Source organism: Mycolicibacter sinensis (assembly GCF_001673565.1).
GTDB classification, from domain to species: domain Bacteria; phylum Actinomycetota; class Actinomycetes; order Mycobacteriales; family Mycobacteriaceae; genus Mycobacterium; species Mycobacterium sinense_C.
This window is the reverse complement of the sequence record NZ_LZMF01000044.1, coordinates 14,046-36,366: the sequence shown is the minus strand read 5'-3', so window position 1 is coordinate 36,366 and position 22,321 is coordinate 14,046. Positions and strand designations below refer to the sequence as shown.

23 protein-coding genes are annotated in these 22,321 nt (G+C 69.7%); 15 read left to right on the top strand and 8 right to left on the bottom strand.

Features of this window, described 5'->3' with window-relative positions; genetic code table 11:
- Nucleotides 1–259: 259 nt before the first annotated feature.
- The 10 genes from A5648_RS07905 to A5648_RS07860 all read left to right on the top strand — a co-directional run bounded on the left by A5648_RS07905 (nt 260) and on the right by A5648_RS07860 (nt 12,132).
- A complete protein-coding gene (locus tag A5648_RS07905; RefSeq protein WP_065024007.1) occupies nt 260–1,138 on the top strand; it encodes a DMT family transporter in 879 nt (292 codons plus the stop codon).
- A gap of 56 nt (nt 1,139–1,194) precedes the next feature.
- On the top strand, nt 1,195–2,112 hold the full coding sequence (locus tag A5648_RS07900; protein ID WP_065024006.1) for a DMT family transporter: 918 nt from the start codon (nt 1,195–1,197) through the stop codon (nt 2,110–2,112).
- A 10-nt stretch (nt 2,113–2,122) separates the two neighbouring features.
- Complete coding sequence (locus tag A5648_RS23225; RefSeq protein WP_065024005.1) at nt 2,123–2,791, top strand: hypothetical protein; 669 nt, start codon at nt 2,123–2,125, stop codon at nt 2,789–2,791.
- Nucleotides 2,788–3,693, top strand: coding sequence for a tRNA (adenosine(37)-N6)-dimethylallyltransferase MiaA (miaA, locus tag A5648_RS07890; protein ID WP_065024004.1), 906 nt, complete (start codon nt 2,788–2,790; stop codon nt 3,691–3,693). The genes A5648_RS23225 and miaA overlap by 4 nt, the downstream gene beginning before the upstream one ends.
- Nucleotides 3,694–3,697: 4 nt before the next feature.
- Nucleotides 3,698–4,576: a diaminopimelate epimerase gene (gene dapF / locus A5648_RS07885; protein WP_065024003.1), complete on the top strand. Its 879-nt coding sequence runs from the start codon at nt 3,698–3,700 to the stop codon at nt 4,574–4,576.
- Nucleotides 4,573–5,973 (top strand): GTPase HflX, encoded by a 1,401-nt coding sequence (hflX, locus tag A5648_RS07880; protein WP_065024011.1) that lies wholly within the window; start codon nt 4,573–4,575, stop codon nt 5,971–5,973. Before dapF ends, hflX begins: the two co-directional genes overlap by 4 nt.
- 267 nt (nt 5,974–6,240) lie before the next feature.
- Complete coding sequence (locus tag A5648_RS07875) at nt 6,241–7,563, top strand: DEAD/DEAH box helicase (RefSeq protein WP_065024002.1); 1,323 nt, start codon at nt 6,241–6,243, stop codon at nt 7,561–7,563.
- A gap of 75 nt (nt 7,564–7,638) precedes the next feature.
- Nucleotides 7,639–8,730 (top strand): methyltransferase, encoded by a 1,092-nt coding sequence (locus A5648_RS07870; RefSeq protein ID WP_065024001.1) that lies wholly within the window; start codon nt 7,639–7,641, stop codon nt 8,728–8,730.
- Between the two features lie 93 nt (nt 8,731–8,823).
- Nucleotides 8,824–9,984: an acyl-CoA dehydrogenase family protein gene (locus A5648_RS07865; protein WP_065024000.1), complete on the top strand. Its 1,161-nt coding sequence runs from the start codon at nt 8,824–8,826 to the stop codon at nt 9,982–9,984.
- 198 nt (nt 9,985–10,182) lie between these two features.
- Entirely contained in the window at nt 10,183–12,132 is a 1,950-nt protein-coding gene (locus A5648_RS07860) for an LGFP repeat-containing protein (RefSeq protein ID WP_234787352.1), read from the top strand.
- Here the strand turns inward: A5648_RS07860 and A5648_RS07855 are convergent, their stop codons facing one another.
- The 3 genes from A5648_RS07855 to A5648_RS07845 are packed head-to-tail and all read right to left on the bottom strand — an operon-like array spanning nt 12,133 to nt 14,260.
- The gene (locus A5648_RS07855) at nt 12,133–12,582 is read right to left on the bottom strand and encodes a nuclear transport factor 2 family protein (RefSeq protein WP_065023998.1); all 450 of its coding nucleotides are present in this window, start codon (nt 12,580–12,582) and stop codon (nt 12,133–12,135) included.
- 17 nt (nt 12,583–12,599) lie between these two features.
- The gene (locus A5648_RS07850; RefSeq protein ID WP_065023997.1) at nt 12,600–13,583 is read right to left on the bottom strand and encodes an NAD(P)H-dependent flavin oxidoreductase; all 984 of its coding nucleotides are present in this window, start codon (nt 13,581–13,583) and stop codon (nt 12,600–12,602) included.
- Nucleotides 13,580–14,260: a helix-turn-helix transcriptional regulator gene (locus A5648_RS07845; RefSeq protein ID WP_065023996.1), complete on the bottom strand. Its 681-nt coding sequence runs from the start codon at nt 14,258–14,260 to the stop codon at nt 13,580–13,582. The genes A5648_RS07850 and A5648_RS07845 overlap by 4 nt, the downstream gene beginning before the upstream one ends.
- Before the next feature lie 92 nt (nt 14,261–14,352).
- Between A5648_RS07845 and folE the strand changes: the two genes are divergently transcribed.
- Nucleotides 14,353–14,958: a GTP cyclohydrolase I FolE gene (gene folE / locus A5648_RS07840; RefSeq protein ID WP_065024010.1), complete on the top strand. Its 606-nt coding sequence runs from the start codon at nt 14,353–14,355 to the stop codon at nt 14,956–14,958.
- Between the two features lie 15 nt (nt 14,959–14,973).
- Here the strand turns inward: folE and lexA are convergent, their stop codons facing one another.
- Nucleotides 14,974–15,675: a transcriptional repressor LexA gene (gene lexA, locus A5648_RS07835; protein ID WP_065023995.1), complete on the bottom strand. Its 702-nt coding sequence runs from the start codon at nt 15,673–15,675 to the stop codon at nt 14,974–14,976.
- Nucleotides 15,676–15,888: 213 nt separating this feature from the next.
- Between lexA and A5648_RS07830 the strand changes: the two genes are divergently transcribed.
- The 3 genes from A5648_RS07830 (at nt 15,889) to A5648_RS07820 (ending at nt 17,522) form a co-directional block, all read left to right on the top strand.
- The gene (locus A5648_RS07830) at nt 15,889–16,392 is read left to right on the top strand and encodes a LysM peptidoglycan-binding domain-containing protein (RefSeq protein WP_065023994.1); all 504 of its coding nucleotides are present in this window, start codon (nt 15,889–15,891) and stop codon (nt 16,390–16,392) included.
- A gap of 144 nt (nt 16,393–16,536) precedes the next feature.
- Complete coding sequence (nrdR, locus tag A5648_RS07825) at nt 16,537–17,001, top strand: transcriptional regulator NrdR (protein ID WP_065023993.1); 465 nt, start codon at nt 16,537–16,539, stop codon at nt 16,999–17,001.
- Nucleotides 17,002–17,036: 35 nt separating this feature from the next.
- Entirely contained in the window at nt 17,037–17,522 is a 486-nt protein-coding gene (locus tag A5648_RS07820) for a peroxynitrite isomerase (protein ID WP_065023992.1), read from the top strand.
- Nucleotides 17,523–17,528: 6 nt separating this feature from the next.
- Here the strand turns inward: A5648_RS07820 and A5648_RS07815 are convergent, their stop codons facing one another.
- The gene (locus A5648_RS07815) at nt 17,529–18,503 is read right to left on the bottom strand and encodes a proteasome assembly chaperone family protein (protein ID WP_065023991.1); all 975 of its coding nucleotides are present in this window, start codon (nt 18,501–18,503) and stop codon (nt 17,529–17,531) included.
- 266 nt (nt 18,504–18,769) lie between these two features.
- On the opposite strand from A5648_RS07815, the gene A5648_RS07810 reads away from it, so the two are divergent.
- The gene (locus A5648_RS07810; RefSeq protein WP_065024009.1) at nt 18,770–19,828 is read left to right on the top strand and encodes a DUF4192 domain-containing protein; all 1,059 of its coding nucleotides are present in this window, start codon (nt 18,770–18,772) and stop codon (nt 19,826–19,828) included.
- A 68-nt stretch (nt 19,829–19,896) separates the two neighbouring features.
- Here the strand turns inward: A5648_RS07810 and A5648_RS07805 are convergent, their stop codons facing one another.
- The 3 genes from A5648_RS07805 to A5648_RS07795 all read right to left on the bottom strand — a co-directional run bounded on the left by A5648_RS07805 (nt 19,897) and on the right by A5648_RS07795 (nt 22,289).
- Nucleotides 19,897–20,589, bottom strand: coding sequence for a metal-dependent transcriptional regulator (locus A5648_RS07805; protein WP_065023990.1), 693 nt, complete (start codon nt 20,587–20,589; stop codon nt 19,897–19,899).
- Nucleotides 20,590–20,721: 132 nt separating this feature from the next.
- Nucleotides 20,722–21,687, bottom strand: coding sequence for a sigma-70 family RNA polymerase sigma factor (locus A5648_RS07800; protein ID WP_064855086.1), 966 nt, complete (start codon nt 21,685–21,687; stop codon nt 20,722–20,724).
- Nucleotides 21,688–21,815: 128 nt separating this feature from the next.
- Nucleotides 21,816–22,289, bottom strand: a complete 474-nt coding sequence (locus tag A5648_RS07795; protein ID WP_082966370.1) for a DUF3099 domain-containing protein — start codon at nt 22,287–22,289, stop codon at nt 21,816–21,818.
- Between the last annotated feature and the right edge of the window lie 32 nt (nt 22,290–22,321).

The following is a 22,321-nucleotide window of genomic DNA, read 5'->3' as shown; positions in this document are numbered from 1 at the left end:
CTACCGGCCAGGACCCATTTCCTGTCGGCAACCCACGTTCACATGTGAGTGAGGCCCCAGCCCCCCATACCGTCTAACTCGGCGGTTCAGCGAGGCTCGACGGAGGAGAGGCGAAGCTGGGACCGCCGTATGAGCCGGGCGGTTCAGCGAGGCTCGACGGAGGAGAGGCGAAGCTGGGGCCGCCGTAGGGGCCGGGCGGTAACCTGTTCGATCGCCGACGGGTGTCACTGGGATACCGCAGGCTTTGAGGAGTCCGCCAGTGGCGAAAGAGACCGTCGTCGTCTTGCTCGCACTCGCCGCGGCGCTCTTCGTCGCGATCAGCGATGTGATCCACCAGCGCAGCGCCCACCGGGTCGCCGACGAGTCGATCGGCCACCTTGCGCTGTTCGCTCGCTTGCTGGCCGACCGGCGCTGGTGGGTGGGCAGCGGGGTGGCCGCGGTGGGTTTCGTCCTGCAGGCCGCCGCGCTCGGGCTGGGCTCGGTGCTGCTGGTGGAGTCGCTGCTGGTGACCTCGTTGCTGTTCGCTCTGCCGCTCAGTGCGCGGCAGTCCGGCCGGCGACTGGGCCGGTCGGTCTGGATGTGGGCGGCGCTGTTGGTCGCCGCCGAAACCGTGATCATCACCGTCGGTCACCCCACCGCAGGGCAGGCCCGCGCCTCGTTCGACACCTGGATCTGGGTGATCGCAGTGCTGGGTCCGGCGGTAGTGCTGTGCCTGGTGGGGGCACGCGCCTGGCCCGGGCGGGTCGAGGCGGTGCTGCTCGCGGCGGCGTCGGCCATCTCCTGGGGCGTCGTCGCCGTGCTGACCAAGGGACTCGTCGAGTTGATCGGCGACGGAGTGCGGCCGCTGGTGAGCTCGCCGGAGCTATACGCGTGGGCGGCGCTCGCGGTGGCAGGTACCGTGTTTCAGCAGTCGTCGTTTCGCGCCGGAGCACTGACCGCCTCGTTGCCGACGATGACGGTGCTGGAGCCGACGGTGGCTGCGGCGCTGGGCGTGGCGTTGCTCGGTGAGGTGGTCCGGCCCGGCCGCAGCGGCGGGTTCCTGCTGGCCGCGGCGCTGGTCATGCTGGTCGTCGCGGTCGCGGTGTTGTCGCGTGGCGAGGCGGTGGTCGACGACGATGCGGCTGCCCCCGCGGCGTAGCGTTGCCCGGTTGCCACGCCGCCGGACGGTATTCTTGCGCGATTGTAGGGAGGGTCATGTCGACAGGGAATGTCATCGCGGCGCTGCTCGCACTGTGCGCTGCGCTGGCGTCGGCTACCGGCGACGTGATCCGCCAGCGGTCCGCGCAGGAGATCACCGACCAGCAGGTCGGTCACCTGAAGCTGTTCTGGTTGTCGCTGCGCGACCCGAAATGGTGGGGCGGCGGCGCGGCGGCGGTGGCCAACTACGCCCTGCAAGCGGCGGCATTGGCCGTGGGTTCGGTGATCCTGGTGACCGGGCTGCAGGTGACCGCGCTGCTGTTCGCGCTGCCGATGTATGCCTGGTTGACCCACCGCCGGGTGACCAACTGGGAATGGATGTGGGCGATCGTGCTGGCCGCGGCGTTGGCCGTGGTGGTGATCGTCGGGGATCCGACCGAGGGCAAACAGCACGCCCCGGCGGCTACCTGGATCACGGTGTCGGTGGTGGTGGTCACGTTGCTGCTGGCCTGCGCGGTGGCCGCCCGCCGACTCCGGGGCCGGCCGGCAGCCGCGGTGCTGCTGGCCGTGGTGGCCGGTACCTCGCTGGCGGTGTTCGCGTTGCTGACAAAAGTGCTCGTGGAGATGATCAAGGCCGAGGGTGTGGAAAACGCGCTGGAGTCGCCCGTGGTGGTGCCCTGGCTGATAGCGACGCTGGCCGGAATGATCTTCCAGCAGTCGGCGTTCCGCGCCGGCGCATTGACCGCCTCGATGCCGACGATGACGGTGGCCAAGCCGCTGGTGGCCAGCGCACTGGGGGTGCTGCTGCTCAACGAGCACATTCAGGCCGGCGGGATCGAAGACGCCGCCGTGATCATCGGGGTGGTGCTGATCGTCATCGCGACGGCGGCCTTGGCCAGGGGTGAGGCCGCCACCATCGTCGCCGACGCCGGAGGCGCCGACCGGGCCACACCGGTGGCGTCACCGACGAGCTAGCCGGGGTCTCGTGCTGGGACCGATAGCGATCGTGCCGTCGGCGCCGGTGCTGGTGCCCGAACTGGCCGGTACCGCCCCCGAGGCGGCCGAGCTGCGGGCCGCGGCGCTGGCCGCAGCCGCATCGCTGCCGCCGCGCTGGGTGGCGTTGGGCGCCGGAGCCGACGGCGTATTCGGCCCGGACACTGCCGGCAGTTTCGCCGGATTCGGCGCCGACGTGGCGGTGCGCCTGACCCCGGGCGTCGAGCGACCGGCCGACCTGCCGTTGGGTGTCCTGGTCGCCGGCTGGGTGCGCGGGCAGTTGCGGCCGGATACCTCGGTGATGGTCCACGCCCACACCGACCCGGCCGCCGCGCTGGCCGCCGGCAGGCGGCTACGTGCCCAAATCGAGCAGTCACCGGAGCCGATCGGGGTGCTGGTGCTGGCCGACGGCGCCAACACCCTGACCGCGGCCGCGCCCGGCGGGCACCACCCCGAAGACGTCGGCGTTCAGCGCGCCCTCGACGACGCCTTGGCCGCCGGCGACGTCGCCGCACTGGCCGACTTGCCGCCGCAGATCGTCGGGCGGGCGGCATTCGCGGCGCTGGCCGGCCTGGTCGAAACCCCGCCGCGCACTGCCACACAGCTCTACCGCGACGCCCCCTACGGCGTCGGCTACTTCGTCGGGGTCTGGGAGCCGTGAGGCCGATCGCGGTCGTGGGGCCCACCGGCACCGGCAAGTCGCAGCTCGCGCTGGACCTGGCCGAACGGCTCGGCGCGGAGATCGTGAACGCCGACGCCATGCAGCTCTACCGCGGCATGGACATCGGCACCGCCAAGCTGTCGCCGACGGAACGACGGGGCATCGCGCACCACCAACTCGACGTCCTCGACGTCACCCAGACCGCGACCGTGGCCCGCTACCAGCAGGCCGCAGCCGACGACGTCGAGGCGATCGCGGGCCGCGGCGCGGTCCCGATCATCGTCGGCGGGTCGATGCTCTACCTGCAGGCGCTGCTCGACGACTGGTCGTTTCCGGCCACCGACCCGGCGGTGCGGGCCCGCTACGAGCAGCGACTGACCGAGGCCGGCGTGGCGGCGTTGCACGCCGAGCTGGCCGTCGCCGACCCGGCCGCGGCGTCGGCGATCCTGCCCACCGACGGCCGGCGCATCGTGCGGGCGCTGGAGGTGGTGGAGCTGACCGGGCGGCCGTTCGCCGCTTCGGCGCCCACCATCGGCGACCCCCGCTGGGACACGGTGATCATCGGATTGGATTGCGACACCAACCTTCTCGATGAACGGCTGGCCGCCCGCACCGACACGATGTTCGCCCGCGGACTGGTCACTGAGGTCGCGACGCTGTTGGCGGTCGGGTTGCGCGACGGGGTCACCGCCGCCCGGGCCCTGGGCTATGCCCAGGTGATTGCCGACCTCGATGCGGGCGGTGACGGTTCCGGCGCCCGAGAGCCGACCTTCATCGGCACCCGCCGCTATGTGCGCCGCCAGCGGTCCTGGTTTCGCCGCGATCACCGCATCACCTGGTTGGACAGTGCCGCCGACGGTCTGCTCGACGCGGCACTGGCCGCGTGGCGGCACGTATCCTGAGCACATGCTTTTCGCCAAGGGCCACGGCACCCAGAACGACTTCGTCGTATTGCCGGACCTGGGCATGGAACTGGATCTGAAGGCTGCCGCGGTGGCCGCGCTGTGTGACCGGCGACGCGGCCTGGGCGCCGATGGCCTGCTGCGGGTGACCACGGCCGGGGCGGCCGTGGGCGCCGGGGTGCTGCAGCATCTGCCCGAAGGGGTGGCCGCCGAGGACTGGTTCATGGACTACCGCAACGCCGACGGGTCGGTGGCCGAGATGTGCGGCAACGGGGTCCGGGTGTTCGCCCACTACCTGCGGGCCACCGGCCTGGAATCGGCCGACGAGTTCGTCGTCGGCTCGCTGGCCGGGCCGCGTCCGGTGACCGTGCACCGCGCCGACGCGGTGCGGGCTGAGGTCACCGTCGACATGGGCAAGCCGAACCTGCTCGGCAGCGGCGGGCCGGCTTTCGACGCCATCGTCGGCGGGCGGCGCTTCGCCGGCCTGGGCGTCGACGTCGGCAACCCCCACCTGGCGTGTGTGGACCCGGGGCTGTCGGTCGCCGAACTGGCTGCTCTGGACGTGGCCGCACCGGTGTCCTTCGACCCCGCCCAGTTCCCCGACGGCGTCAACGTGGAGATCCTGACCGCCGCCCGCGACGGCGCGGTGTCGATGCGGGTGCACGAACGCGGGGTGGGGGAGACCCGGTCCTGCGGCACCGGGACGGTGGCCGCCGCGGTGGCCGCGTTGGCCCACGGCGGCGCGTCGACCGGCACGCTGCGCGTCGACATTCCCGGGGGACAGGTCAGCGTCACCGTCACCGAGGCCACCAGCTATCTGCGCGGCCCGTCGGAACTGGTGGCGCGCGGTGACATCGCCCCGAGCTGGTGGGCGGCGCTGTGAGCTATCCGGAGGTCCCCAGCACCGGTGAACTGGCCCTCGACGACCGCTCCGCGCTGCGCCGGGTCGCGGGGCTGTCCACCGAGCTCGCCGACGTTTCCGAGGTCGAATACCGCCAGCTGCGTCTGGAGCGGGTGGTGTTGGTCGGGGTGTGGACCGATGGCAGCGCCGCCGAGGCCGACGCCAGCATGGTGGAACTGGCGGCGCTGGCCGAAACCGCCGGGTCCGAGGTGCTCGAGGGGCTGATCCAGCGTCGTGAGCGGCCCGACCCGTCGACCTACATCGGCTCGGGGAAGGCCGTCGAGTTGCGTGAGGTGGTGCTGGCCACCGGCGCCGACACCGTCATCTGCGATGGCGAGCTGTCCCCGGCGCAGCTGACCGCGCTGGAGAAGGCGGTCAAGGTCAAGGTGATCGACCGCACCGCGTTGATCCTGGACATCTTCGCTCAGCACGCCACCAGCGCCGAGGGCAAGGCGCAGGTGGCGTTGGCGCAGATGCAGTACATGCTGCCGCGACTGCGTGGTTGGGGCGAGTCGATGTCGCGACAGGCCGGTGGCCGGGCCGGTGGCAGCGGCGGCGGGGTGGGGCTGCGCGGCCCTGGTGAGACCAAGATCGAAACCGACCGGCGCCGGATCCGGGAGCGGATGGCCAAGCTGCGCCGCGAGATCAAGGCGATGAAGCAGGTGCGCGACACCCAGCGCAGCCGCCGCCTGCATAGCGACGTCCCCTCGGTGGCGATCGTCGGCTACACCAACGCCGGCAAGTCCAGCCTGCTCAACACGCTGACCGGCGCCGGGGTGCTGGTTCAAGACGCACTGTTCGCCACGCTGGAACCCACCACGCGCCGTGGGCTTTTCGAGGACGATCGGCCTTTCGTGCTGACCGACACCGTCGGTTTCGTTCGCCATCTGCCCACCCAGTTGGTGGAAGCCTTCCGTTCCACGCTGGAGGAGGTCGCCGACGCCGAGCTGTTGGTGCATGTCGTCGACGGTTCCGATCCGGCACCGCTGAGCCAGATCAGTGCGGTCCGCCAGGTGGTTTCCGAGGTGATCGCCGAGCGGGACGGCCAGCCGGCCCCGGAACTGCTGGTGGTCAACAAGATTGACGCCGCCGGTGACTTGGCGTTGGCACAGCTGCGCCGGGCGTTGCCCGACGCGGTGTTCGTTTCGGCGCGCACCGGCGACGGCATCGACGCGCTGCGCCGCCGGATGGGGGAGCTGGTGTCGCCGGTCGATACCGCGGTGGATGTCGTCATCCCTTATGGCCGTGGTGATTTGGTGGCCCGAGTACACGAACACGGCCGGGTGCAGCAGGCCGAGCACGGTGACGGCGGCACCCGGATTCGCGCGCGGGTGCCCGCCGCGCTGGCCGCCAGCCTGCGTGAGTTCGGCCAGGCGTAGCAGCCGTTCGCGGCGTGTGATCGGTCACAGAAGTTTCGGGCTGCGCGCACCGGTGCGCTAGGCTCACAATCAACGCTGGTGTCCACGGACGCCGGTACGTCGTGGAACGCTTACTCACCACCGATATCCGGTGGACGGTGCGTCCAGCACAAGCTCTTCTCGCGGCGATCGATTTTGCCCACCGGCAATCTCGCCACTTTGCGCCGCCAGTCACCCGACCTCTTACGGCTTGAGCAGCGCAACCGATGCCGGAAAGGCACCGCACTCATGATCACATCCTTCGCCGACCTCGGCGTGCCCGCACCACTGGTGGCGGCGCTGCACGACAACGAGATCACCGCGCCGTTTCCGATCCAGATCCGTACCCTGCCCGACACTCTGGTCGGGCGCGACGTGCTGGGCCGCGGAAAGACGGGCAGCGGCAAGACGCTGGCGTTCTCAATTCCCTTGGTAGCCAGGCTCGCCGACACCAGACGACACCCGAACCGGCCGTCGGGTTTGATACTCGCGCCCACCCGTGAGCTGGCCACCCAGATCACCGCGACGGTCAAACCCCTTGCGGCGGCTTACGGCTTGAAGGTCACCACCATCTTCGGCGGGGTGGCGCAGAGCCGGCAGGAGACGGCGCTGCGCGGCGGCGTCGACATCGTGGTTGCCTGCCCGGGGCGCCTCGAAGACCTGATGAAGCAGAAGCTGATCAGCCTGGACGACGTGCAGATCACCGTGCTCGACGAAGCCGACCACATGGCCGACCTCGGCTTCCTGCCGGGCGTCACGCGGATTCTGGCCGCTACGCCGGCCACCGGTCAGCGGCTGCTGTTCTCGGCGACCCTGGACAACGGGGTGGACAAGCTGGTGCGGCGCTTCCTGCACGACCCGGTGTCGCACTCGGTCGATGACATCGCCGCGCCGCCGCCGGCCATGACCCATCACGTGTTCCACGTCGCGGGGGGGCAGGACAAAAAGGATCTGGTGCACCGGTTGGCGTCCGGCACCGGCCGCCGAATCCTGTTCATGCGCACCAAACATCAGGCCCGTAAGCTCGCCAAGCAACTGACCGAGGCCGGTATCCCGTCAGTGGACCTGCACGGCAACCTGTCTCAGCCCGCGCGGGACCGCAACCTGGCCGCGTTCAGCACCGGGGCGGCTCGAGTGCTGGTGGCCACCGACATCGCTGCGCGCGGCGTGCACGTCGATGAGGTGCAGCTGGTGGTCCACGTCGACCCGCCGGCCGAACACAAGGCCTACCTGCACCGCTCGGGTCGCACCGCACGCGCCGGCAGCGCCGGCGACGTGGTCACCGTGGTGTTGCCCGAACAGCGCAGGGACACCCAGGTGCTGCTGCGCCGGGCCGGGATCACCGTCGCCCCGCAACAGGTCGGCGTCGACTCGGTGCCGGTGCAAGCGTTGGTCGGCGAGGTCGCCCCGTTGCAGATGCCCGCCCCCAAGGCGGCCCCACCGCCGCGTCCCGCGTCGCCGAAGAACCGCGGATCGGGCAGCGGCCGGCGGCGTCGTGCCGCGGCGCCGGGAGCCCCGCAGCGACCGGCACGGCGGGGCGGTTCGCGCCGGACCGGGGCGGACGCGCGGTAATCCGCACCGGAGACCTCCAAGTGAAGTAGCCGGCTACCCTAGTGCCGCCGTCCCCGGCAGGGGTTTGCTCGAGGGATGTCTGCACCCACCAGGTTGCCGCCGCCCAGGCTGGTCCGCGCCGTCGAGCGGGTCCGCGACAGGCTATACCGGCTCCATCAGCGGCTTGCGCCGGCGCCGGCGGTGATGATGGAGATGATCCTCGCCGCCTGGATGTCCCAGGCGATCACCGTGGCCGCCGAACTCGGCGTCGCCGACGCCCTCGCTGACGGCCCCCAGCCCATCGAAGATTTGGCGAGCAGAGTCGGGGCGAACCCCGACGCGCTGGCCCGGTTGCTGCGGGCAATGATCAGTCGCGGCGTGTTTCGCCGCCGCCGCGACGGCCGCTATGAGCTGAACGCGCTGGCCGACACCCTGCGCCGCGACGGTTTCCCGTCGATGGCCGGCATGGCACGGTTCGTCGGGTCACCGCAGCATCGTGAGCATTGGAGCCTGCTGGCCGACGCGGTCCGGACCGGTAAAGCCGTCATCCCGCAGCTACGCGGTATGCCTGCTTTCGACTACCTGGCGCAGGAGCCTGATCTTGCCGAGGTGTTCAACCAGGCGATGACCAGCGGCTCGGAGTGGGCGGTGGCACCGCTGGTGTCGGCCTACGACTTCAGTGGCTATCCGACGATCGTCGACGTCGGGGGCGGGCACGGCCGGCTGCTGGCCGCAGTCCTGGCGGCCGCTCCGCACGCCCGCGGTGTGTTGTACGACCTGCCGCACGTCGTCGCGGGTGCCCCGGCGCTACTGGCCGAGCACCGGGTGACAGACCGGGTTCGCGTCGTCGCGGGATCGTTCTTCGATCAGGTCCCCAGCGGCGGGGATGCCTACCTGCTCAAGAACGTCATCCACGATTGGCCGGATGAGCAGGCCGCCCAGATTCTGCAGAACGTGCGGGCGGCGACCCGGCCCGGTGCGGTGGCGTTGTTGGTCGAACTGGTGATTCCCGAGCACGACCGGGAGTTCTTGGGCAAGTGGGCGGACCTGGAGATGCTGGTGGGGGCGGCGGCCCGCGAGCGTACCGCCGCCGAATACCGCGGTCTTCTCCAGCAGGCCGGGTTTGCGATGACGCGCGTGGTGCCGACCGCGTCGCCGTTCAGTGTGGTGGAGGCGCGGGCGGTGTGACCACTTGGGCGGTCAGCGCGGGCCCATGACCTACCAACCATCCGGTTGGTCTATTGTCGTCGGAAAGATTCCGTCGATCTCGGAGGTCAGGCGATGAGCGCCGCAGTCAAGTACCAGCGAACCCTGTTCGAGCCTGAGCACGAGCTGTTCCGGGAGTCCTACCGGGCGTTTTTGGACCGCCACGTCGCGCCGCACCACGAGGAGTGGGAGAAGGCCAAGATCGTCGACCGCGGCGTCTGGCTCGAAGCCGGCAAGCAGGGCTTTTTGGGCATGGCGGTGCCCGAGGAGTACGGCGGCGGCGGCAACCCGGACTTCCGTTACAACACGATCATCACCGAGGAGACCACCGCGGGTCGCTACAGCGGCATCGGGTTCAGCCTGCACAACGATGTGTGCGCGCCGTACCTGCTGGAACTGTGCAACGACGAGCAGAAGCAGCGCTGGCTGCCCAAGTTCTGCACCGGTGAACTGATCACCGCGATCGCAATGACCGAGCCCGGAACCGGTAGCGACCTGCAGGGCATCAAGACCCGGGCGGTCAAACAGGGCGACCACTACGTCCTGAACGGGTCGAAGACGTTCATCACCAACGGCATCCACTCCGACCTGGTCATCGTGGTCGCCCAGACCGACCCGGAGAAGGGCGCGCAGGGCTTCAGCCTGCTAGTGGTGGAACGCGGCATGGAGGGCTTCGAACGCGGACGCCACCTGGACAAGATCGGGCTGGACGCCCAGGACACCGCCGAGCTGTCGTTCACCGACGTGCACGTGCCGGTCGAGAACCTGCTCGGTCAGGAGGGCATGGGCTTCATCTACCTGATGCAGAACCTGCCCCAGGAACGGATCTCGATCGCGATCATGGCCGCCGCGGCGATGGAGGCCACCCTCGAGCAGACCATCACCTACACCAAGGAACGCAAGGCGTTCGGCAAGCCGATCGGCAGCTTCCAGAACAGCCGGTTCCTGCTGGCCGAGCTGGCCACCGAGGCCACCGTGGTGCGGATGATGGTCGACGAGTTCATCCGGCTGCACCTGGACAAGCAGCTGACGGTGGAGCAGGCCGCGATGGCCAAGTGGTACACCACCGAGAAGCAGGTCCACCTGATCGACCGCTGCCTGCAGTTGCACGGCGGCTACGGCTACATGCGCGAATACCCGATCGCCCGGGCCTACCTGGATTCACGGGTGCAGACGATCTACGGCGGCACCACCGAGATCATGAAGGAGATCATCGGCCGCAGCCTGGGTGTCTAGCCCCCTGGCGATCAGGGCCGTGAGCTGCGAATTCCGCGGTATCGGGCGCTCGGTGGCGGCTGGTGGCTTCGGCATCGATTCGGCATCGGCTAGGTATCTGTTTCCGCAATATCGATGACTTCGCTTCGCAATACGGGTCGATTGCGGGAAGGTTTATGCCGGAAACATTTGCGTCGATTGCGGTGCCTGGGAGGGCTGGTGACTAGTCGGAAAGATCGGTTCGGCAAGACGGCGGTGCGCATTGCGCTCGGCCTCGCGACGACGGTCACCGTGCTGCTGTCGGTACAGACCGCGGCGGCGACGCCGGACAGCGACGCCCATGACGCCATCACCGCGGCATGGCAGGCCGCCGGCGGCGATGGCTCCCCACTGGGCCCGCCCAAGGGCGACGTGCACCCGGCCGGCGTCGGATTCGCCCAGGACTTCACCGGCGGCACGATGTTCTTCACCCCCGAAACCGGTGCCAAGGCGCTCTATGGCGCCATCCTCGACAAGTACGAGGCCCTGGGCGGGGCGGCCACCAACGACCTCGGGTTTCCCAACATCGATGAGGTGCCGGGGCTGGTCCCGAACAGCCGGGTGGCGATCTTCTCCGGTCGCGACAACCCGGTGATCTTCTGGACGCCCGAGCACGGCGCCCACGTGGTCCGCGGCCCGATCAACGCCGGCTGGGACAAATTGGGCAGCTCCACCGGCGCGCTCGGGGTGCCGGTCGAGGACGAGAACTACGACGGTGCGGTGGTGACCCAGAAGTTCAGCGCCGGCGCGCTGTCCTTCGACGGGGCGACCAAGACGTTCACCACGGTGCCGCCGGAGCTGGCGGCCCAGCTGGCCGACCTGCAGGTTCAGCTCGACCCGACCGCGGCCATCGACCAGGCCTGGCGCACCGCCGGCGGCCCCTCGGGCGCGCTCGGCGCCAAGCAGGGCGACGAGTATGTGGTCGGCAACGACGGCGTGGGCCAGGATTTCGCGCACGGCAAGGTCTACTTCTCGCCGGCCACCGGAGCCAACGCGGTCGAAGGCGAAGTCCTGGCCAAATACGAGTCGCTGGGCGGTCCGGCCGGCAGCGATCTGGGCTTCCCGATCACCAGCACCGCCGACGGTTCCCTCGCCGGAAGCAAGTTCAATTCCTTTGCCGCCGAAGATGACCCGGTGATCTTCTTCAGCCCGGACAACGGCGCCTTCGTGGTGCGCAGCGCGATGAAGGCGGCCTGGGACAAGCTCGACGGTGCGTCCGGGAAGCTGGGCGCCCCGGTGGGCGATCAGGCCCTCGACGGGGACGTGGTTTCGCAGAAGTTCACCGGTGGGGCGATCTCCTGGAACCAGACGACCAACACCTTCAGCGCCGAACCGGCCGAACTGGCGCAAGCCTTGTCGGGCCTGCAGATTCCCGGGGCGAACCTGCCCAACAGCAGCACGTCCACGGCGCCCGGTGTCGCCAAGGAGACGCACTGGAACTGGCTGTGGGTGCTGATCCCGGTCGCGGTGCTGGTGGTGCTGGGGGCGCTGGCGGCCGCGGCGATGTGGTGGCAGCGCCGGCGGCCGGCCGCGGCGCCCGAGGAGCGGGCGCCGGTCGCGGTGCCCGCCCCGGTCAGCGACGACTACGACGACGATGACGAGGCGTGGGCCCACCAGGAGCAGCAGGACCACGAGGGCACGGTTCGGCTGCCGAGCCGATACGGCAGCTCGTCGTTCGGTGCGGCACCCGAGGAGTCGCCGGATCAGTCGATTCCGGATGCGCCCTGGCTGCACTACGGCGAATCCGACGCCGGCGACGAACCCGACGACGATGACGAGGCGGACACCGCGCCGACGCGGGTGGTGACCGAGGAGGATCTGGGTACCGGCCGGCACGCCGTGGGGCACGGGGCTTCGGGCAGCGAATCGCGCGCTTTCGGCTCGGGGGCACAACCTCGCGCGTTCGGCGCGGGCCGGCGCAGCTTCGGTGCCGAGGAGTCGGTCCATCCGGTGATGCACCTGCCGCTGGATGACCCCTACCAGCAGCCGGAGGGCTACCCGATCAAGGCGAACATCGGCTCGGGGCTCTACTACACCCCGCAGAACGCCCTGTACGACGACACGCTCGCCGAGATCTGGTTCGCCACCGAGGATGCGGCCCGGCTCAACGGATTCACCAGGGCGGGTTGATCACCGCAGCGGCAGCGAGTTTCGTTCACTGTCCGGGCGGGGCCCGAGGATCCGGCGCTGATCTTCGGTGATGGCGACGTCGTCGATGCTGGACTCGCGGCGGCTCATCCGGCCGTCGTCGGCGAACTCCCACAGCTCGTTGCCGTAGCTGCGCCACCACTGACCGTCGGCGTCCCGGCTTTCGTACTGGTAGCGCACCGCGATCCGATTGCCGTGATAGCACCACAGCTCTTTGCGCAGTGCGTAGTCGCGCTCACGCTCCCACTTGCGTCGTAGGAACGCCACGATTTCGGCGCGCCCGCTGATGAACTCGTCGCGATTGCGCCACACCGAGTCGTCGGTGTAGGCCTGCGCCACCCGGTCGGGGTCGCGGGTGTTCCAGGCGTCTTCGGCGGCGGCGACCTTACGTTGCGCCGACTCCTCGTCGAACGGCGGGCACGGGCCGAACATGCTGGCCTCCCTTGGTGTCACGGCGTCAACCGCGCCAGGGCTTCGGCGGCCGGAACGATGTCGTGGATGCGGTGGATCGTCTCGCCGGCGTAGAGCGCCGATCTCTCGACGACGGCCGGGTCCATCCCGGCCAGCGGCAGCGCCGGGGTATACAGCGGCACCGTCGGCCGCTGGAGGGCAAGGATCGTGCCCTGGGCGCTCACCGGCATCAGCCGGCTCAGCCGCGCACCGGCCCGATTGAATGCCCGCACCGCCGGTGGCCCGAGTTCGTTGCGCGCACACCAGCGTTCGGTGGCCGCATTCGGGATGACCCGGTGCGCCAGCGGCCAGCCCATGCCGAACAACATCGTGCGGATGGTTCGCTGGGCGCCGAGCACCTTGTGCTTGTAGGCCGGATGTGCGCGCGACTCCTCGGTGAGCAGAAAGCGGGTGCCGGCAATCGCTCCGGCGGCCCCGGCGGCCAGCAGTGCCCGTACGTCGTCGGCGTCGGCGACCCCACCGGCGGCCAGCACCGGTGCTCCGCCTGCGGCCTCAAGCACCTCGGGCAGGGTCACCTCCAGCGGCCGGTCGGCCATCAGGTGGCCGCCGGCCTCGACGCCTTGGGCCACCAGTCCGTCAGCGCCGGCGGCCAGCGCCCGGCGGGCTTGCGCGGCGTCACCGGCGGTGCACAGCACCGGGATTCGCGCCGCCCGCAGTGCGGCGATCCCGCGTGCCGGAGCGCCGTCGTGAAACACCACCAGGGCGGCGCCGGCCGTGATGCAGGCATCGATGTGGGCGCGGCGGGCGAACGGCACCAACAGATTGGCCGCCACCGGACGCCCACCGGCCAGCGTCACGGCGCGACGCAGCTCCGCGGCGAAGCGGCGCGGATCGCTCAGCCCGACGGTGCCCAGCCCGCCGGCCGCCGATACCGCACCGGCCAACTCCGCTCCGGCCACGCCGCCGCCCATCCCGGCCTGCATGATCGGGGCGCTCAATCCCAGCGACTCCAGCAGGCTCATCGGTGCGGCCCGACATGTTCGAGGGCGCGGACCGTGACGCAGCACCGCCGCTCGCATGGAGTCAGCGCCGCGCGCTGCGGCGGTTCGCCGGCGCCCTCCAGCATGCCCCGGATCAGCTGCAGATTGAGCCCGCACACCTCTTCGGTGTACTGGCGCGCCAGGCGTTCGAACGGGCAGTTGCGCAGCTCGATATCGCCATCGCCGGTGACCGCCGGCTCATAGCCGAACTCGCACAGCGCGTCGAAGACGTCGTGTTCGGCTGCCCCGGTCCGCCCGGCCCGGCGGGCCGCTGCCGCGATCGCCGAGCGCACGGTGCCGGCGTCATCGGCGACCATGGCGGTGACCAACAGGTCGGCCAGCAAAGCGTAGTTGCGCGGCGGCACGCTCACCGAAAGCTCGTCTCGGGTGCGCGAGTAACGTTTGGCAGGGCGCCCGGCACCGGGCCCGGAGCGGCCGGCCGGCCGGGCGTAGCTCACCGAGAGAATCCCCGCCTCGGCCAGTTTGTCGAGGTGGTAGGCCGCCAGGGTGCGGCTGATGCCGGCGGCGCTCGCGGCGTCGTCGCGGGCCACCGGCTCGTCGCGGGATGCGATGTACTGATAGAGCCGCTGCCGCACCGGATCGTCCAGAGCGCTCAATCCGGCTAACGGATCCAGGCCGCCGCAGGGTGGGTTGCTCATCGTCCCAATGTAACACCAAAAAATGTTGACAAATAGGGTCGAATGCGGTCAATCTGAACGCATCGCTGACACGTGGGATGGGGGAGATTGAGATGTCGGTAGCCGTCTACGCCGACCTGCGGGTGGTTGATGGGCCGGTCCCGGACCTGGACGCCGCCGAGCAGGCCGCCGCGGCGTTCCTGCACGCCCTGGGCGTCTCCACCGACGATGAGGCGCTTGCGGGTACACCGCGCCGGATGGCGCGGGCCTATGCGGAGATGTTCTCCCCAAAGCCGTTCGAGGCCACCACTTTTCCCAACGACGAGGGATACGACGAACTGGTGCTGGTGCGCGACATCCCGTTCCGTTCGGTCTGCGAGCACCATCTGCTGCCGTTCACCGGAACCGCCTGTGTCGCTTACCTGCCCGGCGATCGCATCCTCGGCCTGTCCAAGCTGGCCCGGGTCGTGGACTACTTCGCCTGCCGGCCGCAGGTGCAGGAACGCCTCACCAAGCAGGTGGCCGACTGGCTCACCGAGCACCTGCGCCCGCGTGCTGTCGGGGTGGTGATCCGCGCCGAGCACACCTGCATGACGTTGCGCGGCGTACACGCCACCGGGTCGACCACCGTGACCTCGACCCTGCTGGGCACGCTGCGAACCGACGCGCGCTCCCGCCAGGAGTTCTTCTCCCTGGTCGGCATCGGCGGTAGCCGGTAGCCGCCGAATCGCCGGTCAGATCTTGCGGATGACGGTCACGACCTTGCCCAGCACCACCGCGTCGTTGCCCGGGATGGGGTCGAAAACCGGATTGTGCGGCATCAGCCAGACCTGACCGCCGGCCCGTTTGAAGGTCTTGACGGTGGCCTCGCCATCGATCATCGCGGCCACGATGTCGCCGTTGTCGGCGACGTTCTGCTGGCGCACCACCACCCAGTCGCCGTCGCAGATCGCGGCGTCCACCATCGACTCACCGACCACCTTGAGCAGGAATAGCTCGCCTTCGCCCACCAGTTCGCGGGGGAGCGGGAAGACGTCTTCGACCGCTTCCTCGGCCAGGATCGGCCCGCCGGCCGCGATCCGGCCCAGCACCGGAACGAAGGTGGGTTCGGGCAGCGCATCGGATCCGGCCAACTCCGTCCGTGGAGCCGAGCCGGAGGCCACGGCCGATTCGTCCGGGCCGCGGACGTCGACGGCGCGGGGCCGGTTGGGGTCACGACGCAGGTAACCCTTGCGTTCCAGCGTGCGCAGCTGGTGGGCGACCGAGGAGGTCGAGGTCAGCCCGACGGCGTCGCCGATCTCCCGGATGCTCGGGGGGTAGCCCCGTTCGTTCACCGAGGCGCGGATGACGTCGAGGATGGTGCGCTGCCGGGCGGTCAGCGGTGAATCGGGCACAGATGCCAGTCCCGGGCCGGTGGTCTTGCTGCTGTCGCTCATAGCGGCGAATGTAGTCCTCTGGCCGCGATTAATCAAACATGTGTTCGACGCGTGTCGCGCGGGAGTTCGAAGCCGGCCCGAGTATGTCGGTGGCGGTCGCTAACGTATTCGACAACGAATCGATCACATGTTCGGACATCGAACATACAATCGATTATGATTCGAACAGTCGAGCGAACAGGGTCGCCGACGCCGAGTGAGGGAGAACCGCACATGATGCTGATCGACACGAGCGCTCCGACGTTCGACCAGGTCGGGACCGACCGGTTCGGGACCCGTCGCGGTCCCGGTGCGTCGCGGCGCGCGTGCGCGGTGCAGACCCGGCCGCCGCGGCTGGTGCGGAGCCGTCCGGGCGGCGCGCCGCTTGAGCACCGGGGCAGCGGCGTGCTGATGTCGCGCACCGCGCACCGGCCGCAACCGGTCAAGCCCATCACTCCGGCGACCACCGTGGTGCTGGCCTTGATCGCCGCAGGCATCACGGTGTGGCTCGGGCTGGTCGCCCAGTTCGGTGCGTCGATGGCCGGCGGTGGCGCGCCCGCAGTGCCCGAGCAGCTGGGTGTGGTCCGGGTTCAAAGCGGCGAGAGCCTGCAGCGCTTGGCGGCCCGGGTCGCACCCGACGCGCCGACCGCTCAGGTCGTCGACCGGATCCGCGAGCTCAACAACCTGGAATCGGCCGCCGTGGACGCCGGCCAGCCGCTGATCGCGCCGATCGGCTGAACGTCGATGTCCGGCCGGCCGCGGCCCGCGCCCACTGCGGCGCGCCGCCCGGCACCCGCGCAGGTACGCTCACTGGTGTCCCAGTGGTCCGGGCCGCCCCAGCTCGTGCAGGTGTCCGGCTCTCGGCACGGCGAAGGAGCGGCCATGCATTGCCCGTTTTGTCGCCATCCAGACTCCCGGGTGGTGGACTCCCGCGAAACCGATGAAGGCCAGACCATTCGCCGCCGCCGGTCCTGCCCGGAATGCGGTCGTCGCTTCTCCACGGTGGAGACCGCGGTGCTGGCCGTGGTGAAACGCAGCGGCGTCACCGAGCCGTTCAGCCGGGAGAAGGTCATCAGCGGGGTGCGTCGGGCATGTCAGGGCCGGGACGTCGACGATGACGCGCTCAACCTGCTGGCCCAACAGGTCGAAGACGCGGTACGGGCGGCCGGCTCACCCGAGATCCCCAGCCACGAGGTGGGTTTGGCGATTCTGGGCCCCTTGCGCGAACTCGACGAAGTCGCCTACCTGCGATTCGCCTCGGTGTATCGCTCGTTCTCATCGGCGGCCGACTTCGAGCGGGAGATCGAGGCACTGCGCGAACATCGCCAGGTACCCAGCACCGGTTGAGCTCGCCGCGCCGCGCCGCGCACTACGCTGGCTCCATGGCACCCGACCTGCACGCGAATCTGGTGGAGCTGGCCCCGCTGTTGGGCACCTGGTCCGGCCGGGGCTCGGGGGTGTATCCCACGATCACGTCGTTCGACTACCTCGAAGAGGTGAGCTTCTCGCACGTCGGCAAGCCGTTTCTGATCTATGGCCAGAAGACCAAGTCGGCCGCCGACGGCCTGCCGCTGCACGCCGAGACCGGGTACCTACGCGTCCCGCAACCGGGCCGGATCGAGTGGGTGCTGGCCCACCCGAGTGGGATCACCGAGATCGAGGTGGGCAGCTACCAGGTGACCGCCGACGGCATCGATCTCGAGATGACGGCGCCGACGATCGGGCTGGCACCCACCGCCAAGAAGGTGACAGCGCTGCGCCGCCACTACCGCCTCGCCGGCGACGAATTGTCCTACACGCTGGATATGGGTGCGGTGGGTCAGCCGGCGCAGAACCACCTCACCGCCAGCCTGCGGCGAACCGGGTAGCCCCCGTCAGTCGTCGCCGCGGTCCTTCTTGGCCTCCTGGGCCAGGAAGCGTTCGAATTCGGCGCCCAGTTCGTCGGCGCTCGGCAGATCCTCGTCGCGCGCCAGCAACGAACGGTTCTCCTGGGCGGCGATGAACGCGTCGTACTGGCGTTCCAGTGCCGCCACCACCTGGGCCACCTCGGCGCTCGCCTCGACCTGCTCGTCGATCTTGGCTCGGATCTCGGCCGCGGCCACACCGAGTTCGCCCAGCGGCAACTGCAGTGAACCCGACTGGGCCGCCTGCCGCAGCAGAGCCTCGGCCGCCTCCGGGTAGTCGGTCTGCGACACGTAGTGCGGCACGTGGACGGTGAACCCGACCACCTCGTGGCCGTGCTGGGCCAGCCGATACTCCAGCAGGTTGGAGGCGCTGCCCGGGACCTGCACCTCGGCGATCCACGGGGTGAAATCGGTGATCAGCTCCCGGTTGTTGGAGTGCGCGGTCAGTGTCACCGGCCGGGTGTGCGGGACCGCCATCGGGATGGTGCCCAGCCCGATGGTCCGCCGGACCCCGAGCCGCTCGGCCAACAGCCGCACGGCGGTGATGAACCGCTCCCACTTGAGGTCCGGCTCCATGCCCGCCAGCAGCAGAAACGGCGTCCCCGCCGTGTCGCGTAGCGCGTACAGGCTGAGCTCGGGTTCGGCGTAATGGGTGAAGTGGTCGGTCTTGAAGGTCATCACCGGCCGGCGAGACCGGTAGTCGAGCAGGTCGTCGATCGCAAAAGAGGCGACCAGCTCACTGTCGAGGGTGGTCTTGAGGTGGCCGGCGGCCAGCCGGATCGCGTGGCCGGCGTCGGAGAAGCCCTCCAGCGCGTGGATGAGGACCGGACCCACGCCGTCCGGCGACGTCAGCTGAGGCGCCGGGACCTCCAGCTCGTACATGCCGCCTTGCTCGGCCTGATAATGCCGGTCCGGGGCGGGACCGGTGTCCGGTTGGTCGGCCATTGCCTCTGCCTCCTCATCGATCTCAGTGCGGATCGCACCGCCTAGTTTCCCCCACTTCGGGCCGCATCGGAAAACGATGCGCACATGCGACCGACAACGCGCGGGTGCGTCGACCGCATTCCCCGAGGGGTTCCCGTTCGCTCAGCGATGAAATCCCCTTCGATTCGCGCGCGCTCGGCTCACAGTTGCGGCTTCATCCACAAAGTGGCCGCCGAACGCACGCGGGTGCGCCCCCGATGACGGTGGGCGTCGTCAACGTTGCTGCCATGACGACGAAGCAACCCGAATTCACCTTGAATCGGCCCGGAGCGCTGATCGCGGCGCTGCCGGCCATCCTCGGCTTCGTGCCGGAGAAGTCTTTGATCCTGGTCGCGATCGACGGCGGTGAACTGGGCTCGGTGCTGCGGGTCGACCTCACCGACGAGCTGGCCGATACCGTCGGCCACCTCGCCGACGTCGCCGCGGCCGCTGCCCCGGCGGCGGCGATCGCGGTGATCGTCGACGCCGATGGAGCACATTGCCCGGTCTGCAACGACCAGCATCGCCGGCTGGTCGACGCCCTGTCGCTGGAGTTGTCGCGCCACGACATTGAGCTGCTCACCGTGCACCTGGTGGACCGGGTGGCAGCCGGGGGCCGGTGGCACTGCGCCGATGGCTGCGGCGCCGGCGGCCCGGTCGACGACCCGGAGGCCTCGCCGCTGGCTGCTGCCGCGGTGCTGGAGGGCAGGCGCCTCTACCCACGCCGAGCGGACCTGCAGGCGGTGATCGCCCCCGACGACGCGGCGCGCCGTGCCGCGGTGAGGGCCGCGATCGATGACTATGCGGCCGACCGGTCGGCCGCGGTCAAGGCCGGGGGACAGGACCGGGCCCGCCGCGACGTCGAAGCGATGCTGCAGGCCGTGATCGCGCTGGCTGATGGTGAGGAGCCCAACGAGGCGGACCTGGCGCGGCTCGGATGTTCGCTGACCGATGTGCTGGTCCGGGACACTCTGTGTGCGTTGGCAATCGGCGAACACGCCGGCGACGCGGAGATGCTGTGGTCGGTGCTGGCCCGCGCCCTGCCCGAGCCGTGGCGGGCCGAGGCGCTGGTGCTGCTGGCCTTCGGCGCCTACGCGCGCGGAGACGGACCGCTGGCCGGGGTATCGCTGGAGGCCGCGTTGCGGTGCGCGCCGGAACACCGGATGGCGGGCCTGCTCGACACGGCGCTGCAATCGGGATTGCGGCCGGACCGCATCCGCGGGCTGGCCGACACCGGATATCGGCTTGCCCGACAACTCGGGGTGCGGTTGCCGCAGCGGCAGGGTTTCGGTCAGCGGGCCGGCTGAGCCCGGCGGTTCAGCGAGGTTCGACGGAGGAGACGCGAAGCTGGGACCGCTACATGAACCCCGGCGGTTCAGACCTTCTGGACCTTGACGGCGTGCGCCATCTCGTAGGGCAGGCTGACGTCGGTGTGCCCGGGCATCACGATGGTCACGCCGTCGTCCGCGTCGGCCTCGACGGTCACCCGGGCGTTCGGCACCACACCGGCCTCTTTCAGCCGGGTGATCAGGTCGATGTCGCCTTGCACGTGCTCGGTGAGCTGGCGCACCACCACCGCCACCGGCGAGCCCGCCGGCAGCTCGGTCAACCGGACCAGGTCGGCGTCCCAGGACCCGGAGTCCGCGCCGAAACCGAGATCCAGCAGACCCGGGATTGGGTTGCCGAACGGTGAGGTGGTGGGGTTGTCGAGCACCTGGACCAGACGACGCTCGACGTCCTCGCTCATCACGTGCTCCCAACGGCAGGCCTCGGCGTGCACGTCTTCCAGGGGGAGCCCGATGATGTCGACGAGCAGTCGCTCGGCAAGCCGGTGCTTGCGCATCACCGACACCGCCAGGGCGCGGCCCTTCTCGGTGAGTTCCAGGTGCCGGTCACCGGCGACCCTCAGCAGGCCGTCGCGCTCCATGCGGGACACCGTCTGGCTGACGGTCGGCCCGCTTTGCTCCAGCCGCTCGGCGATCCGAGCACGCAGCGGGGTGACACCCTCTTCCTCAAGGTCATAGATCGTCCTGAGGTACATCTCGGTGGTATCAACCAACTCATTCATTACGCGCCTTCCGTCCCCGCTGAGTCTACTTCGGCAGGCCAAACCGCGGTTAGCGAGCGACGCCGAGGGCGCCCCGGCGGCAGACATGGCCGCCGGGCCGTCGCAATGCTGCGGCGGCCCGGCGGGAAGGGGTCAGCTGGCGTAGGAGCGCAAGCGGTCGGCGCGCTCGCCGTTCCGCAGCTTGGCCATCACCTCACGCTCGATCTGGCGGACCCGTTCGCGGGACAGGCCGAACAGCTTGCCGATCTGATCCAGCGTGCGGGGCTGCCCGTCGTCGAGGCCGAACCGCAGCCGAATCACCTGGTGCTCACGCTCGTCCAGGGTCGCCAGGACGCTGCGGATGTCGGTGTGCAGCAGCTCGGAGATCACCGCGTTCTCCGCGGACATCGCCTCGGAGTCCTCGATGAAGTCGCCCAGCGGAGCCTCCTCGTCCGAGCCGACCGGCATGTCCAGGCTGACCGGGTCGCGGCTGTGCTCCAGCAGGTCGTTGATCTTCTCCGCCGGAATACCGGATTCGGCGGCGAGCTCCTCGTCGGTGGCCTCGCGGCCGAGCTGCTGATGCATCTCACGCTTGATCCGGGCCAGCTTGTTGACCTGCTCGACCAGGTGCACCGGCAGGCGGATGGTGCGGCTCTGATCGGCCATCCCGCGGGTGATGGCCTGGCGGATCCACCAGGTGGCGTAGGTGGAGAACTTGAATCCCTTTGCGTAGTCGAACTTCTCCATCGCACGGATCAGCCCGAGGTTGCCTTCCTGGATCAGGTCCAGCAACGGCATCCCGCGACCGGTGTAGCGCTTGGCCAGTGAGACCACCAGGCGCAGGTTGGCTTCCAGCAGATGCCGGCGGGCGTCCGCGCCGTCGCGGACCACCGCGGCCAGCTCGCGCTTGCGCTTCTCGCCGAAGCGCTTGCGGGTGTCGAGCAGGTGCTGCGCATAAAGCCCGGCCTCGATGCGTTTGGCGAGCTCCACCTCGTCGGCGGCGTTGAGCAGTGCGGTCTTGCCGATACCGTTGAGGTACACCCGCACCAAATCCGCGGCTGGACTCTGCGCGTCCAGGTCGCCGTCGATCCGACTGATGGTGGCATCTGCCCTTGCCATTACGGCCTCCCGTTGATCGGCTTCAGCTGTCACACGTGTCAACGTCTGACACGGGTGCAGAGTTCCCGCCGGATCGCTTTTCCACACCACTTGACGTGCGGGAATACCGGGATGTCTTTGAGAATGTACTAAGAACCGGTACCGTGCGGCGGTTCGCTGGCCGCGCCGCCACCGGACTCGCGCGACTCGGACCCCGGCTCGCAGGTAGGCGATCCGGGCCCGGGCTCGACAGGCCGCGGCTGCTCCAGCGCCCGGCGTCCGGCGGTGGGGAACAACGGTGTACGTGCCGGAGCGGCGTCGTATCGGCGCGGCTCATCGGCGCTGCGCGGCGGCCGGTCGTTGGCGATCAGCACCGCTATCCACGGCAGCGGTATCGAGGCGACCAGGATCAGCAGTGAGATCAAGCCGTTGTGCCACATCCCGTAGGCGATCGCGGCCAGCACCAGTGCCGGCACCCGGAACGCCATCAGCGTCAGGTACTTGCGTACCCGTTCGCGGTGCTGCTGTTCGAAGGACGGGGCGGCCGCAGTGATGAGCACCGGCCGACCGTCGTCGTCGAAACCCAGCTCGGGGCCGTGCTTCATCACTCCACTGTCCCACACCGACCGGTGTCGCGGCAGCAGGGGTTTTACGA